The sequence below is a fragment of the Mycobacteroides chelonae CCUG 47445 genome, from assembly GCF_001632805.1.
GTDB classification, from domain to species: Bacteria; Actinomycetota; Actinomycetes; order Mycobacteriales; family Mycobacteriaceae; genus Mycobacterium; species Mycobacterium chelonae.
The window spans coordinates 1504261-1521416 of record NZ_CP007220.1 but is presented as its reverse complement, the minus strand read 5'-3'; the positions used below and the strand labels follow the sequence as shown (position 1 = coordinate 1521416).

General features: G+C 63.7%; 17 protein-coding genes and 1 pseudogene. 10 read left to right on the top strand and 8 right to left on the bottom strand.

The window, feature by feature from the left end; genetic code table 11:
- Nucleotides 1–117 precede the first annotated feature (117 nt).
- A complete protein-coding gene (locus BB28_RS07465; RefSeq protein ID WP_046253035.1) occupies nucleotides 118–933 on the top strand; it encodes an aldo/keto reductase in 816 nt (271 codons plus the stop codon).
- Nucleotides 934–939: 6 nt separating this feature from the next.
- Here BB28_RS07465 and BB28_RS07460 read toward each other — a convergent pair whose 3' ends face one another.
- Nucleotides 940–2388, bottom strand: coding sequence for a flavin-containing monooxygenase (locus BB28_RS07460; RefSeq protein WP_046253034.1), 1449 nt, complete (start codon nucleotides 2386–2388; stop codon nucleotides 940–942).
- Nucleotides 2385–3242: an SDR family oxidoreductase gene (locus tag BB28_RS07455; protein ID WP_046253033.1), complete on the bottom strand. Its 858-nt coding sequence runs from the start codon at nucleotides 3240–3242 to the stop codon at nucleotides 2385–2387. Before BB28_RS07455 ends, BB28_RS07460 begins: the two co-directional genes overlap by 4 nt.
- An 83-nt stretch (nucleotides 3243–3325) precedes the next feature.
- On the opposite strand from BB28_RS07455, the gene BB28_RS07450 reads away from it, so the two are divergent.
- Genes BB28_RS07450 through BB28_RS07440 form a run of 3 tightly spaced genes read left to right on the top strand, consistent with a single transcriptional unit; the run spans nucleotide 3326 to nucleotide 5786 of the window.
- Entirely contained in the window at nucleotides 3326–3952 is a 627-nt protein-coding gene (locus BB28_RS07450; protein ID WP_046253032.1) for a TetR/AcrR family transcriptional regulator, read from the top strand.
- A 59-nt stretch (nucleotides 3953–4011) separates the two neighbouring features.
- Entirely contained in the window at nucleotides 4012–5301 is a 1290-nt protein-coding gene (locus BB28_RS07445) for a magnesium transporter MgtE N-terminal domain-containing protein (RefSeq protein WP_046253031.1), read from the top strand.
- On the top strand, nucleotides 5298–5786 hold the full coding sequence (locus tag BB28_RS07440) for a DUF1003 domain-containing protein (protein WP_046253030.1): 489 nt from the start codon (nucleotides 5298–5300) through the stop codon (nucleotides 5784–5786). Before BB28_RS07445 ends, BB28_RS07440 begins: the two co-directional genes overlap by 4 nt.
- A 2-nt stretch (nucleotides 5787–5788) precedes the next feature.
- Here BB28_RS07440 and BB28_RS07435 read toward each other — a convergent pair whose 3' ends face one another.
- Nucleotides 5789–6445 (bottom strand): response regulator, encoded by a 657-nt coding sequence (locus BB28_RS07435; RefSeq protein WP_046253029.1) that lies wholly within the window; start codon nucleotides 6443–6445, stop codon nucleotides 5789–5791.
- On the bottom strand, nucleotides 6438–7652 hold the full coding sequence (locus BB28_RS07430; RefSeq protein WP_046253028.1) for a sensor histidine kinase: 1215 nt from the start codon (nucleotides 7650–7652) through the stop codon (nucleotides 6438–6440). The genes BB28_RS07435 and BB28_RS07430 overlap by 8 nt, the downstream gene beginning before the upstream one ends.
- Nucleotides 7653–7786: 134 nt before the next feature.
- Here BB28_RS07430 and BB28_RS07425 point away from each other — a divergent pair, with 134 nt between their 5' ends.
- Nucleotides 7787–10690: an MMPL/RND family transporter gene (locus BB28_RS07425; RefSeq protein ID WP_046253027.1), complete on the top strand. Its 2904-nt coding sequence runs from the start codon at nucleotides 7787–7789 to the stop codon at nucleotides 10688–10690.
- Here BB28_RS07425 and BB28_RS07420 read toward each other — a convergent pair.
- A complete protein-coding gene (locus tag BB28_RS07420; protein ID WP_046253026.1) occupies nucleotides 10687–11064 on the bottom strand; it encodes a hypothetical protein in 378 nt (125 codons plus the stop codon). The genes BB28_RS07425 and BB28_RS07420 overlap by 4 nt on opposite strands.
- A 100-nt stretch (nucleotides 11065–11164) precedes the next feature.
- Nucleotides 11165–11791 carry a TetR/AcrR family transcriptional regulator gene (locus tag BB28_RS07415; protein ID WP_046253025.1) on the bottom strand — a complete coding sequence of 209 codons (627 nt, stop codon included), beginning with the start codon at nucleotides 11789–11791 and terminating at the stop codon, nucleotides 11165–11167.
- Between the two features lie 53 nt (nucleotides 11792–11844).
- Here BB28_RS07415 and BB28_RS07410 point away from each other — a divergent pair.
- Nucleotides 11845–12676: pseudogene (locus tag BB28_RS07410) on the top strand (class I SAM-dependent methyltransferase).
- 85 nt (nucleotides 12677–12761) lie between these two features.
- Nucleotides 12762–13817, top strand: a complete 1056-nt coding sequence (locus BB28_RS07405; RefSeq protein WP_046253023.1) for an NAD(P)-dependent alcohol dehydrogenase — start codon at nucleotides 12762–12764, stop codon at nucleotides 13815–13817.
- 10 nt (nucleotides 13818–13827) lie between these two features.
- Here the strand turns inward: BB28_RS07405 and BB28_RS07400 are convergent, their stop codons facing one another.
- On the bottom strand, nucleotides 13828–14064 hold the full coding sequence (locus BB28_RS07400; RefSeq protein WP_030094977.1) for a DUF3618 domain-containing protein: 237 nt from the start codon (nucleotides 14062–14064) through the stop codon (nucleotides 13828–13830).
- An 83-nt stretch (nucleotides 14065–14147) separates the two neighbouring features.
- Between BB28_RS07400 and bcp the strand changes: the two genes are divergently transcribed.
- From bcp to BB28_RS07385, 3 genes are read left to right on the top strand one after another with little or no spacing between them, the layout of a single operon-like run.
- Nucleotides 14148–14621, top strand: a complete 474-nt coding sequence (gene bcp, locus BB28_RS07395) for a thioredoxin-dependent thiol peroxidase (protein ID WP_046253022.1) — start codon at nucleotides 14148–14150, stop codon at nucleotides 14619–14621.
- 5 nt (nucleotides 14622–14626) lie between these two features.
- On the top strand, nucleotides 14627–14998 hold the full coding sequence (locus BB28_RS07390; protein ID WP_046253021.1) for a hypothetical protein: 372 nt from the start codon (nucleotides 14627–14629) through the stop codon (nucleotides 14996–14998).
- Nucleotides 14999–15006: 8 nt separating this feature from the next.
- Nucleotides 15007–16605 (top strand): DHA2 family efflux MFS transporter permease subunit, encoded by a 1599-nt coding sequence (locus tag BB28_RS07385; protein WP_046253020.1) that lies wholly within the window; start codon nucleotides 15007–15009, stop codon nucleotides 16603–16605.
- Here the strand turns inward: BB28_RS07385 and BB28_RS07380 are convergent.
- The gene (locus tag BB28_RS07380) at nucleotides 16602–17087 is read right to left on the bottom strand and encodes an NUDIX hydrolase (protein ID WP_030094973.1); all 486 of its coding nucleotides are present in this window, start codon (nucleotides 17085–17087) and stop codon (nucleotides 16602–16604) included. The two genes, BB28_RS07385 and BB28_RS07380, sit on opposite strands and share 4 nt — an antisense overlap.
- Between the last annotated feature and the right edge of the window lie 69 nt (nucleotides 17088–17156).

Below are 17156 nucleotides of genomic sequence, written 5' to 3'. Positions count from 1 at the left end.
ACGCCCCGCTCCCAGCATTGGGAGCGGGGCGTTTCATTTACCCCCCGAGACCCCCGGGAATACTCCGCGACGCCCCGCGTTGGGTTGACCGTGACGGTTCCCCAGATAGTCCCCAACGTGACGCTCAATTCCGGTACCACGATTCCCCAGCTCGGCTATGGCGTCTGGCAAGTGCCCAGTGACGAAGCCGAGGCGGCGGTATCGACCGCACTGCAGGTCGGATACCGGAGCATCGACACCGCGAAGGTGTACGAGAACGAGGAGGGCACAGGACGCGCCATCGCGCAGTCCGGGGTTCCCCGTGGGGATGTCTTCCTGACCACCAAGCTGTGGAATGCCGATCAGGGCTATGACAGCGCGCTACGCGCGTTTGACGCCTCCCTGGAGCGGCTGGAGACCGATTATGTGGACCTGTACCTGATCCACTGGCCGGTGCCCGAACTCGACGAGTACGTGGCCAGCTTCAAGGCTCTGCAGCGAATCCAGGCCGACGGCCGAGCCAAGGCCATCGGGGTCAGCAATTTCACCGTCGAGAATCTCCAGCGGCTGATCGATGAAACCGGAGAAGTGCCTGCTCTCAACCAGATCGAGCTGCATCCCCGGTTCACCCAGCCCGAGCTGCGCGCCTTCCACGCCGAGTACGGCATTCTCACCGAGGCATGGTCGCCACTTGGCCAGGGCACGATCCTGGACGACCCGACCATTGGCGCCATCGCCGAGGGCCACGGGGTGAGCGCAGCGCAGGTGATCCTGCGTTGGCATCTTCAGCTGGGCAACGTCGTCATTCCCAAGTCGGTGACGCCGGCGCGCATCGCGGCCAACTTCGATGTATTCGGATTCGAACTCAGCACCGACGAGGTAGAACGCATCACCGGGCTCGACGCGGCCGACGGTCGCATCGGCCCCGATCCGTCGACGTTCAATCTGCGCTAACGCGCGTCACTGCACGATGTAGTGACTCTCCTCGGGCGAGGCGAGCATGCGCTCCATGGTCTTCCGATCGAAGGGCCACAGGTCTACCGATCCGTCCTCGGTGAGATACCAGGAGTTGCACCCGGTCGCCCACACCGTGGGTTTCATCGCCTCGCGCGCTTGGATGTTGAACTCATCGGTCGCCTCGCGGCTCACTTCCACCGTGGTGATCTCGCCACGGGCGAAACGATGTAGCCAGCTGATGACGTATTCGGCGGTGCGCTCGGCCGTGTGCTGAAGCCAGATCGATCCGGTCGGCGAGTTGGGGCCGAGCACGGTGAAGAAGTTCGGGAAGCCGGGGATGGCGGTCATCCGGTACGCCTTGGGCCCCTTCTCCCATGCCTCATCAATCGAATATCCATCTTTGCCAACCAGATTCATCGGCCGCATGTAGTTGTGCGCCTGAAATCCGGTGGCCAGCACTATCACGTCGAATTCGCGCTCGGCACCGTCGACCGTCACGATTCCGGTGGGCGTGACCCTGTCGATGCGGTCGGTGACGATCTCGACATTCGGCTTCTGGACAGCGCGATGGAACGACCCGGACAAGACCTGCCGCTTGCACAGTGGCTCGTAATCCGGGGTCAGTTTTTGACGCAACTCCTTGTCGCGGATCAGGTGCAGGCACGCCCGCGCGTACTGCTGCACCAGCCGCCGACCCCAGCTGGGCCGGGTCACGATGTTCACCAACGCGTCGGTGCCCGTCAACGCACTGAATCGCACGATGCGTTCGGTGGGCAACGCCTCCAGCAGCTTGGAGACGAACTTCGGCTGCCGCATCGCCATCGGTGCCCACAGCACCCATTGCGGTGTCCGGATGAATGAGGTCACCTGCTCGACGATGGGCTGCATCGCCGAAACCACCTGCACCCCAGTAGAGCCCGTTCCAATCGCGGCGACACGCTTTCCTTCCAGCTGCACCGAGTCATCCCACCGCGCGGTGTGCACCACCTTGCCGCGGAAGCTGTCGAGCCCTGGGATGTCGGGGATGTTCGGGTGGTGCAGCACGCCGGTGGCGGCAATCAGAAAATCGCATTCCAGCACCTCCCCCGCCGCGGTGGTAACCCGCCAGCCCGCACGGGTGAACTCTGCGGCGGTGACCTCCTGCCCGCACCGAATATGAGACATGACGCCCAGATCCTCGGCGACCGTGCGGTGATACGCCTGAATCTCTGGACCGGTGGCGAAGAGCCGTGGCCAGTCCGTGCGTGGCGCAAAGGGGTACTGATAGGCCTGGGAGGGCACATCGCAGGTCAGCCCCGGATATCGGTTCCAGTACCAGACGCCACCGACGTCATCACCCTTCTCCAGGATGGTGAAATCGTCGAAACCAGCCTCTATGAGTTTGTGCCCCACCGCGATTCCGGCCATACCGGCGCCGACGACAACAACTCTGGGGCTTCGCCGTTCGCTCACTTCTGGTGCTCCTTACTCTGCCGTTCGATGCGTTCGATGTACGCGCCGCGGGCGTTCAGGTCGAGTGAGGTCAGTGCGCGACGGTCATCGATGAGCCGACGGCCAAGTCGCTCAAGCGGTTCGGGCACAAAAAGATCCACCAGTCCCCACCCGAACGCGAGCCAGCCCGGCACCGAGATCTGCGCGCGACGAGTGTCGACACTGCGCACGATCGCGGCCGCCACATCCTCGGGATCGACGGTCGGCATCCCCTTGCCCAGCGGCGCGCCCGAGGCCAACTCGGTGCGGACCGCGCTCGGCAACACCGAGCTGATGCTGACGCCGCTGTCTGCGTACTCCTTGCGCAGCGCCACGGAAAGCCCGACCGCACCGAACTTGGACGCGTTGTAGGTGACCATGCCGGGGACCGCCAGCTTGCCGGCCATGGATGCCACGTTGACGATGTGCCCACGCCCGCGCGCCACCATCTCGGGCAACGCGGCCCGCGCACCATTGAGCGGACCGCGCACGTTCACATCGAGAATCAGATCGGTGGTGCGTTCGTTCTCCTCGACAAATCCGCCCAGCGGCATCACGCCCGCGTTGTTGATCAGGATGTCGACCGGGCCCGACTCGGCGCGCACCCGATCAAGAAATGCGGTCCAGGACTCGGGCTTGGTGACATCGAGGGCACCGGACTGTGCACGCGGGATCGCGTCCGCGGTCTCTTTGGCGACCACATCATCGACATCACCGATCCAGACATCGGCCCCCTTATCGGCGAAAAGGCGCGCGGTGGCAGCGCCGATTCCCCTGGCTCCACCGGTGATGACGACCACCGCGCCTGGCAGCTCAATCTTCGGATAACGACTCACATCAACCTCCAACGGAATGGCTTGTCAGTTTCGGAATGATATGTCATTCTCGACAAGTGTCAAGGTCGGTAGGATCGCCGCTTATGACGTCCAGCCCGTCCACACTCAGTCGCGCCGAGCGCAAGAAGCTCGAGATGCGGCAAGAGATTCTGGACGCCGCGTTTGCGTGCTTCTCCGAGCAGGGCTACCACGCGACAGGCGTTGCGGATATCGCCGGGCGGATCGGGATCGGCCATGGGACCTTCTACCGGTACTTCAAGAGCAAACGGGACATCATCGAGCATGTCATCGACGACGTCACCGAGCAGATCTTTCAGGCGATCGGCGCGGAGAACGCCGCGGGGCTGGCCGACGATATCGAGCAGTACCGCCAGCAGTCGGTGCGCATCGGCGCCGCGCTCGCGGACCTGTTCCGTGACAACCCCCAGTTGCCGCTGCTTCTGCTGGAAGCGGGCTCGGTCGACAACGAGCTACGCGAACGCGTCTTCGGAATGCTCTCCACAAGTGACCAACTGACCGAGGCCTACCTGCGTCACGGGGTCGAAAAAGGCTACCTGCGTGCCGATCTCGACACGGAGTACACCGCCCGGGCCGTGACCGGGATGATCCTGGCCACCGGCCTGCACGCCTCACGGGGAGGCGAAGTGCAGGACAGTGAGCGATTCTCGGCTGCCGTCATCGCCCTCATGTACGGCGGAATCGGCACCTAAGCACCCAACTCGCGACACCGGCGCAGGGCGCCGCGAGGCCTACCCCCTAACCTTGCACCATGGCCGCAGTGAGCAAGGTGTTCGCAGCCAGGCTCTCAGGCCTGGTGGTTCTCGGCCCGGACGGCGAGTCGATCGGACGGGTGCGCGATGTCGTGATCGCGATTGGCGTTGCCCGAAAACAGCCGCGGGTCATCGGCCTGGTCGTTGAAATGCTCACGCGCCGAAGAATATTCGTGCCCATGCTGCGAGTCACCGCCATCGAGCCCGGATCGGTGACGCTGAACACCGGAAACGTCTCACTGCGCCGTTTCGAACAGCGCCCCAGCGAGGCGCTGGTGCTCGGGCAGGTCCTGGACACCACGGTGCGCACCGATGATCCCGAGCTCGAACAATTCGACGGCGTCGACCTTGTCGTGGTTGATCTGGGCATTGAGCAGACCCGCACCCGCGACTGGGTAGTCACCCGGGTAGCCGTCCGCAGCCCGCGACGATTGGGTCGGCGTAGTGGCGTACAGGTCACCGGATGGAATCACATCCACGGATTGACGCCGTCGGCACTCAACCTGCCGGGACAGGGCGTGGCCCAGCTCATGCTCCAGTTCGAGGGCATGCGCCCCGTCGAGGTGGCCGATGCCATCCGTGAGCTTCCGCCCAAACGGCGTGACGAGGTGCTGGGCGCATTCGACGACGAGCGGCTGGCCGACATCCTCCAGGAGCTTCCCGAGGATGATCAGGCCGAGGTGCTCACCAAGCTGGAAGACGAGCGCGCCGCCGACGTGCTGGAGGCCATGGATCCCGACGACGCCGCCGACCTGTTGGGCGAACTGCCGCCCGCAGAGGCCGAATCGCTTCTGGCGCTGATGGATCCGGAGGACTCCGAGCCTGTCCGACGGCTGCTGACCCACTCCCCCAACACCGCCGGCGGCATGATGACCCCCGAACCGGTGATCCTGAGCCCCAACACCACGGTGGCAGAAGCCCTTGCCCGCGTGCGTGATCCGGATCTGACGCCGGCGCTGTCCTCGCTGATCTTCGTGGTCAGGCCGCCCACCGCGACACCCACCGGCCGGTATCTCGGATGCGTGCACCTGCAGCGGCTGCTGCGTGAGCCCCCCTACGCGATGGTCGGAGGCATTCTCGACACCGACCTGCCCTATCTGGATGCCGAGGCTCCGTTGGCCGAGGTAACCCGCTACTTCGCCGCGTACAACTTGGTGTGCGGTCCCGTGATCGACAGGGAGAACCACTTGCTCGGCGCCGTTACGGTCGACGACGTACTGGATCACTTGATGCCCGACGGCTGGCGCGCCGACGAACCCGAGAGCGTGACGGGAGGTACCCGTTCGTGAGCGATGCATCGGCCCGACAGCGGCTCGACACTCCACGGACCTCCCGCCGTCTGTCACTCGGCCTCGACGTCGAGGCAGTCGGTCGGGTCAGCGAGAACATCGCGCGGTTCCTGGGCACCGGACGTTATCTCGCCATGCAGACGGTGTTCGTCATCGTCTGGATCATCTTGAACCTCTTCGCGGTGGGCTTCCAATGGGATCCATATCCCTTCATCCTGCTCAACCTTGCCTTCTCCACCCAGGCCGCCTACGCCGCGCCCCTGATCCTGCTGGCCCAGAACCGCCAGGAGAACCGCGACCGGGTGTCGCTGGAAGAGGACCGCAGGCGCGCTGAACAAACCAAGGCCGATACCGAATACCTGGCGAGGGAGCTGGCAGCACTGCGGCTCGCGGTGGGTGAGGTGGCCACCCGCGACTATCTGCGCCGTGAGCTTGAAGAATTGCACGAAGCCATCGAGGGGCTTCGTATAAAAGAGACCCAGTAGCCCTATTTGGGCGTCACGATGCCGTGGTCGTAGGCGTACACGATGGCCGCGGCCCTGTCTCGCAGATCGAGTTTGACGAAAATTCGGCCGATGTGGCTCTTGACCGTCACCTCGGATATCACCAGCTGCTCGGCGATTTCGGAGTTGTTCGCACCGGATGCGATGAGCGCCAACACATCCAGCTCCCGCACGGTGAGCTTGTCCTCGGCGGCACCGGTACTGGCGGCGGGCGCGCGTCGATAGGCACTGAGAACCCGCGAGGTTACCGACGGATCCAGATATGCCTCACCACGGGCGACCGCATGCACGGCGCGGACCAGCTCTTCGGCCGGAGAATCTTTGAGAATGAACCCGGCGGCGCCGGCACGCAGCGCACCGGAGAGCAGCTCGTCGTCGTCAAATGTAGTCAGTGCCAATGCCGGCGGCCCCTCGGAGGCGTGCAGCAATCGGATCGCCTCGATACCGCTCATCTGCTTCATACGCAGATCCATGATCACCACATCGGGCCGCGCCCGGGTGACCGCCGCTGCTACCTCACTGCCATCTGCGCACTCCCCGACAATCGAGAATCCGTCCTTCCGACGCAGAATCCGGCGCAGTCCCGTGCGCACCAACTCCTGATCATCGACCAGCAGCACGCCCACCTCGGTATCAGTCATGACGCCATAGCACCTTTCGCCGCGCGCGGCACGGAGTCCCATTGGATTCCATTGGGACGCTGGCCGAAACTGTCCAGCCGTCCTCCGCCCGCCCGGCACGAAACTCGCCGCCGAGCATCTCAATGCGCTGCCGCATACCTGCGAGCCCGCCTCCCGAACACCCATCGTGGGGTAATCCCGCGGCCAGGTCGTTACTCACGGTCAAACTCGCCGCCGACCCGTTGATATCAAGGAGAACCGCCGCCGAAGATCTAGGCGAATGCTTGGCGATATTGGCCAAAGATTCCTGAGCCACGCGGTATAGCGCCAAACCCACTCCAGCGCTGACGGACTCACCTGACCCGTAGATATGTGATTCCACTGCCATTCCCGCCGCCGTGAAATCGGCGACCAGATCAGGTATGTCGGAGATACCGGGTTCTGGAGACAGCCGCATCGGCTCGGTTCCGCCGGGACCAGTGCTCAACAGTCCCACCGTACCGCGGATATCCGACATCGCCTGACGCCCAAGACGTTCGGCATCGAGCAATCCGGCAACGGCATCGTCGACATCGTGATCCTCCTGCAATGCCCGCCGCGCCCCGGTCAGATGAAGCATCGTCACCGACAGGGAATGCGCTATCACGTCATGGATTTCACGTGCGATGCGGCGCCGTTCATCGGAGGCTGCCTGCTCCAGCATGCGCACCTGCTGTGCGCGTTCCTGTAAGAGCAGGCGTTGTTGTAGTTGCATGATGCGCCCGATCAACCACCCGCAGAGCACAAAGAAGACCATGTAGAGCGAGAAGGTCCCAAGGTGATGCAGCTGTTCGGCCGCCACAAGCAGTGCCACACAGGCGCCAACCGCGAGAAGACCAGCGCGCACCGACGCGATGGCTCCCACTTCCCCGAGCGTGAACATCAGCAGGAAGGGCGCACCATCCACGACATTGGGCGGCCAGGTGAGAAACAGCCCGACCGCCGCCAGCGCGAACGCCACGGTCCAAAACGCGTTCAGCTTGCGACCAGCGATGATGAACGACAGGATCGGAGTCAACGCAAGCAGGGCCGCCAAGGCCAGTAGCCATGGACGGGTGAAACCGCGCTGCAGGACAGCGCAGCCCACGATCAGCAGCGTGCTGCTGTACATGACCAACGGCACCGCCCACGGAAATTCGTACGGCACCAGAGCACGGCGCTGCAACGCAGTCTCCCGGAACCAATCCATAGTGGCAGCGTAGAGGCGGTCTCGACGTCGCACATCATGCTTCGCGCGGATTCGCGTCTCCTACCAGGGTAGGAGACCAAGTCTCGCCCACAGCACGACGACCGCCGTACTCCCTCTCCGTAGCGTCGGCATGCATGTGGGAAGCCATCGCAAGGTTCTGCAGCCGCTACGCGTTTCTCGTCATCGGGATTTGGGTACTCGCCGCAGCGGCAGGCAATCTGCTTGTGCCGCAGGTGGAAAGCACGGCACACAACCACGCGCGCGGTTTCCTTCCGCAGAGTGCCCCGGTGAATACCGCGGGCGCCGTGATGGGCAGGCAATTCCAGGACGGCGACGGCGGGAACCTCAACTACCTGGTGTTGGAGAGCGACCACAAATTGGGGCCTGTCGAGCACCAGTATCACGATCGGCTCCTGACGAAGCTGCGCGCAGATACCGCCCATTTGGATTCGGCCATGGACCTGTGGGCGGACCCGCTCACGGCCGAGGGCGCAGTCAGCCCCGACGGGAAGGCTGTGTACACCATGCTGCGTGTGACCGGCGAGCTCGGTGGCGCGCAGGCCAACGCGTCCCTGGACGCGGTCAGGCAGATCGTCGCCGACGAGCCGGCACCGGCAGGGATGCACCCTTGGGTCACCGGCCCCGGCGCCACCATCGCCGACGAGCTCACCTCTATCGACACTCAGATGCTGATGATCACCGGAGTCACCGTGGTGCTCATCGCGGTGCTGCTCTTCGCCGTGTACCGATCTGTCATCACCGCGGCCATCCCCCTGATCACCGTGGGCATGGGCCTCGGGGTGGCGCGCTCGATCGTCGCCTTCCTCGGGGAACGCAATCTCATCGAGGTCTCCATCTTCTCGGTCGCATTGCTGGCCGCCCTGGTCCTTGGCGCGGCGACCGATTACGGCATCTTCCTGCTCGGGCGTTATCACGAACAGCGACGTTCAGGGTTAGCGCATGAACAGTCGCTCGAGGTTGCCAACCGCAGCGTGGCGCCGGTCATCGCGGCCTCCGGGCTGACCATCGCCGCCGCTCTTTCCTGCCTCATGTTCGCCCAGGTAGGCATGCTGCGCAGTGCCGGATTACCTTGTGCCATAGGAATCCTCACCGGAATGGCGGCATCACTGACGCTACTTCCCGCGCTCATCGGACTGGCCGGCCGCCGCGGGTTGGCCCAGCCTCGCCCACTGCGCGGGCAGCCGGGGCGCCGGTGGCGCAGGGTCGGCACCATGGTCGCGCGTTGGCCCGGGCCCGTCCTCGTCGGCTCGGCGCTCGTGCTCATGGTCTGCGCCATTCCTGTCGCCGGTCTGCGCCTTGGCTTCGACGAGCTTGCCGCACAGCCGCTTTCCACACAGGCCAACCGGGGCTACCAGGCGATGGACAGGCATTTCCCGCCGAACCGATTGCTGCCGGAGATCGTCTCGATCGAATCCGACCACGATTTGCGTAACCCTTCCGGAGTGATCGGTATCGAGCGAGTCACCAAGAAGCTCATGGAGATTCCCGGAATTCGGATGGTCCAGTCGGCTTCGCGCCCGGCCGGTGCCATCCCCGAACAGGCGGCACTGACCGAACAAGCGGGAATCATCGCCGATCAGCTGGACGACGGAACCACGCAGATGAGCCAACGTCTCGGAGCTGTCGACCAGCTCTCCGCGACGCTGAGCCAATTCTCCAAGGCGATCGCGCAACTGCAGAACGGTCTCGCGGGCGGGGTGAGTGGGTTGGGCGAACTCAACGGCGGTGTCGGTGACATGCACTCGGGAATGAAAGCGCTACAGGACAACGTGTCCCAGGTCTCCGGTTACATGGAGCCCTTGCGGAACTTCACCAACGGCAACCCCAACTGTGCCAACGACGGCATCTGCTCGCTGGTTCTCAAGGCGGTCGAACCGATGGATTCCGTGGTGGCGGCAACCGCATCGCTGACGGCCAGCACTGCCAAGTTCGGCACCGGCGCCCAGGGCATGCAGAAATCCTTCTCCGGGGCGGTGGACTCGGTCAAGAACATGCGAGCGACGGTGGCGCAGCTCAGCACGATCACCGATCAACTGACCAAGGCGGTCGGCGAGACACGCACCATGTTCTCCGGGCTGACCGAATACCTGCGCGCCATGCGCGAGGATTTCCGCAGCAGCGGCGAGGGAGGTTTCTACCTACCCCAGCGGGCCTGGCAGGACCCACGCTTCCAGCGCGCCGCCGGGCTCTACTTCGCCCCAGACGGCCGTTCGACTCGCATGCTGGTGTTCGGGGACGGCAAAGTGTTCGGCGCGGACGGCGCCCATCGGTCTCCACAGATCACCCTCGCGGTGAGCGAGGCCACCAAGGAGGGCACCCTCGCCGGTAGCACCGTGAATATCGCTGGATTCGGCACCGGCACAGCCGAATTGCGCGGATATGTCAGCGAAGACTTCTTACTACTGGCGGCCGTGGCGCTGGCGCTGGTCTTCCTGATCGTGTTGGTGATGCTGCGCAGCCCGGTGGCAGCAGCGGTGGTCATCGGCACCGTGGTCATCTCCTACGCCTCGGCGCTGGGAATCACCACCCTGATCTGGCATGACATGTTGGGGCGCGACCTGCACTGGTCGGTTCCGTCGATCGCCCTTATCGCGCTGGTCGCGGTGGGCGCCGACTACAACCTGCTGTTCACCATGCGCATGCGTGAAGAGATATTCCTGGACGGCGCCGGACTGCGTACGGGAATGATCCGCGCCTTCGGCGGTACGGGCGGCGTGGTCACGACGGCCGGGATCGTCTTCGGCATCACCATGTTCGCCATGTTGTCCAGTGACGTTTTGAGTATCGAGCAGGTGGGCACGGCCATCGGCGTCGGGTTAATCATCGACACGCTCATCGTCAGGACGTTCGTCGTGCCTGCAGTGGCGGGTCTGCTGGGCAAGTGGTTCTGGTGGTCACCGGCACCGCTGCTGCGCGGGTTGTTGTTCAGGTGGTCGAAAGCACGCTCGCCCCGCACCGCCGGGGTGCTCGCGTACCTGCTGACGCGGCCATCACGGCTGGAAAGAACCGGGGCCTAGCCGTCAGCATCCCTGTCGATGAGCCGGCGTGGAAACGCCAGGATGCCGGCGACCGAGAGCAGCCACGCCAACAGGCGCACCGCGCCGATTCCGATGCCCGGCACCAGCGTCCGGTCGATAACCCAGGTCGACCACGCGTCGAGCGTGAAGGCAAGCATCAGGCCGACCGCAGCCGCAATCGAGATTCGGTCGAACTTCTCGCGGTCCGGCCAGTAGTGCAGTGCCGTCGCTGCGATACCGACGAGAAATACCACGGCAAGCCGCACACTATCGATACCGAAGAACACCGTGAACGCGAATCCGACGATGTACAGCAGCATCGCCGCAGCTTTGGCTACAGTCGCATCTACCCTCAGACCAGCGACAATGATCATCGAAACTCCAGCCGCGCGCAGAAACTTCGCACGCCCATAGAGTAACCAGGTAATAGGGCAAGTGCGATGCCTGCAGCGAATATTGCGCGAAAAAATACAGCTATCCCATTCTGCGCGCCAGATCCTCACGAGCCGAATTTGCCTGCTCAAGTGTCAGCAGGGGGTTGGCGTAGATGTCGACGAGCGTGGCCGCCATTTTCAGATCGCCCTCGGGCGAACCGACATCAACACCCAGCCCACGCGAAACATGTTGCTGAAGTAGCGGCACCGCCAGGGCCATCGCGGTGATGACGGTGGCACGGGACTTGACGTCGATATCGGCTGGAAACACACGATTCTGGTCGGCGCTGGACAGCCAGCCCTCGGTCATTGCGACCATCTCGTCGAACACCTGGCCCGCGGAACCGTCGACCAGTGCCCTGGTGATGTAGTCCTGATACTGGCCGATCGGAATGCGTGCCGAGACATATTGCACGTCACCGCGTTCCACGTTTGTCCGGACCTGCTCGTTGATGTTCCGCATGGTCTTGACGAGATATTCATCGCACGCCTCGCGCAGTTCCTGCTTGGACCCGAAGTGGTGCCGCAACAACCCGGAGGAAACCCCCGCTCGCGCGGCGATGCCCCGAATGGTCGCGCCGTCGTACCCCCTCTCGCCGAACTCATGCAGCGCGGCATCCCGGATGCGGGCGCGGGCGGTGAGGTCGTCGGGGTCCACGGTCTCCATCGCCGCATATTACACGCCTGGACAATTGACTACACGCTTGTATAGTCGACGGCATGGGCATCGACTACCAGCGGAATCACCCCGGAGGAAGAGACCGCCTTTCTCACCCTGAAGGCACGAGCCGTCAATGACGGCTGGCGGCGACCAATCCTGCCGGATCCGGGAGCGACGGCCGCCGTCGCCGCGATCGACTACGACTTCGATGCACTGGGGGTGATAACCCCTGTGGTATGCCAATCCTCTTTACGCGCAAAACTTCTCGACGATCGCGTGCGGAGGTTCATCGTCAAGCACCCCAACTCGGTGGTGGTCGATCTCGGAGCGGGTCTCGACGACGGGTATCGACGCATCCAACCGCCACCCACCGTCGATTGGTACAGCGTTGACCTTCCCGGGATGGCAAGGCTGCGTGATCAAGTCATGGCCCCGGGTGCCAGTGAGCACACCATCGGAGTGTCGGTCACCGACCCGACGTGGATCGACGCAATACCCTCGGACCGTCCGGCGATGGTGGTCGCCGACGGGTTCTTCGCATTCCTGACCAAGGAGCAGATCATCGCCACGATGCGAGCTGTCACCGATCACTTTCCCAGCGGGCAGCTCGCATTCAACGATTACGGCCGCATGGTGGTGGGCGTGTGGATCTCAAAGCTGTTTCCACAGAAGATGTTCAAGAAGGTCAATCAGCTGCGCGGATTCGAGGGTTACAACGATCCGCACACTCCGGAGCGCTGGAACCCGAAGCTGCGGTTCGTTGAAGAGTTCAGCCTGGTGGACGCCCCCGAGGTGCAACTGTTTCCGAAGTGGCTCCAGATATCATCGCGGCTGGCGCGATACAGCCCGTCGATGAGACGCTCCGCGCGCATCCTGCGTTTCGAGTTCTAGGCCTGCGCACTCAACTTGACCTGGAGTGCACTCCAGTTCCTAGGCTTCTCATATTCACACAAGACCATGATTTGAGGAGTACCTCGTGACTTTGTCTGTGCCTGCCTACGCCGCCTACTCGCCGACGGAGCCACTCCGCCCGACAGTCATCGAGCGGCGCGAACCCGGTCCGAAAGACATTGTCATCGATATCGTTTGGGCCGGAATCTGCCACAGTGACATCCACACGGTAAGTAACCATTGGGGTCCCGCGAGTTTCCCGGTGGTGCCAGGGCACGAGATCGCCGGCGTGGTGACCCAGGTCGGCTCCGAGGTCGAGAAGTTCACGGTTGGCGATCGCGCCGGTGTCGGCTGCATGGTCGGCTCTTGCGGCGAGTGCGCCAACTGTAAGTCAGGCGAAGAGCAGTTCTGCAACGGCGAGGGCGGCTTCATCGGCACGTACAACGCGGTGGGCAAGGACGGCAGGCCGACCTACGGCGGGTACAGCGACCTCATCGTGGTGGATGAAGCGTTCGCGTTGAAGATCCCGGACGCCCTTCCCCTCGATCAGGCCGCCCCGCTGCTGTGCGCCGGGATCACCATGTACTCCCCGCTGCATCATTGGAGAGCCGGTCCTGGAACTCGTGTCGGCATCATCGGCCTCGGGGGCCTCGGCCATATGGGTGTACAAATCGCCCACGCGCTAGGCGCTGACGTCACAGTGCTGAGCCAGTCACTGCGCAAACAGGAGGACGGCCTGAGTCTCGGCGCAGACCATTACTACGCGACCAGCGATCCGGCCACCTTCACAAAGCTCGCATCCTCATTCGATCTGATCCTCAACACGGTCTCCGACGGGATCGACGTCGAAGGCCTCCTGTGGCTCCTCGATAAAGACGGGACGCTGGTACAGCTGGGCCTACCGGAAGATCCGATCAACTTCAAGCCTTCACCGCTGGTCTTCGGACGCCGACGCTGGGCGGGCTCACCAATCGGCGGAATCTCCGAAACCCAGGAAATGCTCGACTTCTGCGCGGACAAAGACATCGCGGCGCTGGTCGAGAAGATCGAGGCGCCGCAGATCAACGAGGCCTACGCGCGTGTCCTCAAGAGCGATGTGCGGTACCGGTTCGTGATTGACGGAGCCAGCTTTACGGCCTGAGTGGGGCGAATCAGTCGCGACGGAACTTGCGCACAACCTTGCGCGCCACCAGCGCGGCAACCACGGCGCCGACACCGAGGATGGTGAATTTGATGGCCGGCTTGTTGAGAGTCGCCAGCACCGAGGCCTTGGCATCCTCTGCCAGACGCTGCGGATTTGCGCGGTCACTCAGGGTGTCGACAGTCGCCGCGAGCTGATCGCGGGCCTTGTCGATATCGGCCTTGATTGCCTCGGGATCCCTGGCCACGTGTACTCCTCCACGTCCGCGGTTGAAACTCAAGCAACTACCCTAGGGCAACAACTGTACGGGTCAACAGAAAGGCATCGGTCATGGCGGAAACCAAGCGGCTCGAAGTTGGCGACAAGGCTCCGGCGTTCACCTTGCTCGACGCCGACGGCAAGAAGGTGTCGCTGTCCTCCTACAAGGGCCGCAAGGTCATCATCTACTTCTACCCGGCCGCCATGACGCCCGGTTGCACCAAACAGGCCTGCGACTTCCGCGACAGCCTCGCCCAGCTCAACGAGGCGGGCCTCGACGTCATCGGCATCTCCCCGGATAAGCCCGAGAAACTCGCCAAGTTCCGCGAACGCGATGGCGTGAACTTCCCGCTGCTGTCCGATCCCGACAAGACGACGCTGACCGCATACGGCGCCTTCGGCGAGAAGAAGCTGTACGGAAAGATCGTCGAGGGCGTCATCCGATCCACCTTCGTCGTAGACGAAAAGGGCAAGATCGAGGTGGCGCAGTACAACGTGAAGGCCACCGGACACGTCGCGAAGTTGCGCCGCGACATCTCCGTGTAGACCAAATGCCACTGATCGACATCACCTGCGGCCCCGCCGTCACAGATGGCACTCGCAGAAGGCTCGCCGAAGTCCTGCCCCACGCGGTCTCACTGGCGGTGCAGTGCACGGACGAGCCTTATGACCACCAGCTACAACCCGGTGACGTCCTGATCCGGTTCCACGAGGTCGGCCCCTTCGACCATTTCGATATCGACGTACTCGTCGAGGTGAAGTCGAAGTGGTTCAGCGACCGAGCGCAGGACCGTCAGCGCCGCGCCGAGGCAATCCACGACGCGGTACGAAACGTCATCGCGGACGAACAGACTGCCGGCGTCTATCTGACCTTGCCCGTCGCGGCGTGGGATCAGAGCGATTCTGAAACCCCGAGCCGTTGAGGACGTCCGTGCCAGAGGGTGCCCGCAAGTGGCTGGGCTTGGCCGCCATCGCCTTGGGAGTGGCGCTGATCGTCGTCGATACAACGATCGTCAACGTCATCATCCCCTCGATCGTGCGCGACCTCGGCGTCACGTCGGCACAGGCTCAATGGGTACAGGAGTCGTACGCAATCGTTTTCGCGGCGCTGCTGCTGCTCGTCGGACGAGTCTCTGACATTCTCGGTGCCCGCCGCGTCTTCCTTACCGGGGTAGTCATTTTCGGTGTGACCAGCCTGCTGGCCGGTATGGCCACCACCGGAAGCTGGTTGATACTGGCCCGCTTCCTGCAAGGTGCCGGAGCCGCGCTGATCCTGCCGACGTCGCTTGCACTGCTCAATGCGCAGTTCACCGGCAAGGCGCGGGGCCAGGCGTTCGCCGTCTGGGGGTCGACCATCGGAGCCGCGACGGCCCTCGGTCCGCTGCTCGGCGGATGGCTCGCCGAACACGCCTCGTGGCGTTGGGCTTTCGGCATCAATATCCCGCTTGTCGCGGTGATCTGTATCGGCGCACTGGCGTTCATCCCACGCTCACCGCGCACTCAGGCACGCGTGGATGTCGCCGGGGCGGTGTTCTCGATCCTCGGGCTGGGGTTGCTCGCCTTCGGTCTGATTGACGGTCGCACCTACGGGTGGGTCCGCAGCACCGAACCCTTCGAGGTGCTCGGCATGCGCTGGACGCTCGACGTATCACCGGTTTTCGTCGCACTCGTCCTGGCAGCGTTGTCCCTCATCGCCTTTGTCATCCGCCAGGTCACTCTGACCCGCGATATCGATCCCGCGCAGCCGACCACCGCACTGATGGACGTGCGGCTCTTCTCCATCGGCTCGTTCCGCAACGGCAATATCGCCACGCTGATCATCGGGATGGGCGAATTCGGCATCGTGGCCGTCCTTCCGCTATGGCTGCAATTCGCGTTGGGGTACAGCGCGGTCCAAGCAGGCTTGGCTTTGGTACCCATTGCACTCGGCAGTTTCGTCGCCAGTGGCGCCAGTTTCGCTATGACGTCACGTATCTCGGCGTTGGGATTGGTGCGCATCGGGCTGGCACTGGAGGCACTGGGGTTGGCGGCGCTCGGCTACATCGCCCGGCCCGACAGCACCTGGTGGGCCATCGCGGCGGCGCTGTTCGTGTATGGGATCGGCATCGGATTCGCCACCGCTCAGGTGACCAACGTGGTGCTCGCCGATGTACCCGAACGTAGCTCCGGTCAAGGCTCGGGCATGCAAAGCGTGTTCCGGCAGCTGGGCTCGGCCCTCGGGATCGCCGTGCTGACGACGGCCTTCTTCAGCGCTATCAGCGCACGGCTCAGCAGCACTCTCGCGTCCACCGGGGTGCCAGCCGATCAATCCGATGCGCTCACCCGTGCGGTCGTCCGCAGTGCGGGTGCTGCCATCGACGGGTTCGCGCGTCAACCCCAGACCGAGGCCGTCGCCGATGCCGCGCGCCAGGCGATGGCCCATGGAGTCGAGTTGGGCAGTTACCTAGCCGCGGCGTTCCTCGCGCTGGGACTTGCCGCGACATTTCTCATCGCCCCGGCCGCCTCAACAGAGCATGCACCGCGCTCCTAGTCCTGCGGGTCAGTGATATCGAAAACCGTGGCGGCGCTGTCGGTGTCCGCCGCAAGTTCGATCCGGCGACGCATATCCACCGTCATGTCCGGCATCGCGGCGATATCGAACCACTGCGCGGCATCGTTCTCGCCGTCCGCGGGAAAGGGTGATCCGGCAACCCAATCCATTCGGAACACGTGGTCCAAGTACTGAGCGTGATCCCCATTGACATGAACCATCGGCCGAGTCACATGCACCCACACCAGTCGTCGGGGTATCGCGCGAATGCCCGCCTCTTCCAGCACTTCCCGGACGGCGCAGTCGGCCGGATTCTCGCCGGGGTCGACGATTCCGGTTACCGCCGTCCAGGCGCCATTGTCGGCCCGCTTGACCAGCAGCACTTGTTCATCCCGAATGACCACCGCGGTCACGCCCGGTAACCACAGCGGCGCATGTCCGATGTGTCGACGCAACTCGATGACGAATTCCGGAACCGGCATAGGCACTTCTTAACAGACCGAGTCCATATCCGGCCGAGGCGAGTGTGCGAATCAAGTCGATATCTGCGC

Bases quoted from the DNA above. Each gene is read 5' to 3' on its own strand.
- BB28_RS07450 (WP_046253032.1), top strand. From the start codon at position 3,326: ATGACGTCCAGCCCGTCCACACTCAGTCGCGCCGAGCGCAAGAAGCTC.
- BB28_RS07445 (WP_046253031.1), top strand. From the start codon at position 4,012: ATGGCCGCAGTGAGCAAGGTGTTCGCAGCCAGGCTCTCAGGCCTGGTG.
- BB28_RS07435 (WP_046253029.1), bottom strand. From the start codon at position 6,445: ATGACTGATACCGAGGTGGGCGTGCTGCTGGTCGATGATCAGGAGTTG.
- BB28_RS07430 (WP_046253028.1), bottom strand. From the start codon at position 7,652: ATGGATTGGTTCCGGGAGACTGCGTTGCAGCGCCGTGCTCTGGTGCCG.
- BB28_RS07425 (WP_046253027.1), top strand. From the start codon at position 7,787: ATGTGGGAAGCCATCGCAAGGTTCTGCAGCCGCTACGCGTTTCTCGTC.
- BB28_RS07420 (WP_046253026.1), bottom strand. From the start codon at position 11,064: ATGATCATTGTCGCTGGTCTGAGGGTAGATGCGACTGTAGCCAAAGCT.
- BB28_RS07415 (WP_046253025.1), bottom strand. From the start codon at position 11,791: ATGGAGACCGTGGACCCCGACGACCTCACCGCCCGCGCCCGCATCCGG.
- bcp (WP_046253022.1), top strand. From the start codon at position 14,148: ATGGCGGAAACCAAGCGGCTCGAAGTTGGCGACAAGGCTCCGGCGTTC.
- BB28_RS07390 (WP_046253021.1), top strand. From the start codon at position 14,627: ATGCCACTGATCGACATCACCTGCGGCCCCGCCGTCACAGATGGCACT.
- BB28_RS07380 (WP_030094973.1), bottom strand. From the start codon at position 17,087: ATGCCGGTTCCGGAATTCGTCATCGAGTTGCGTCGACACATCGGACAT.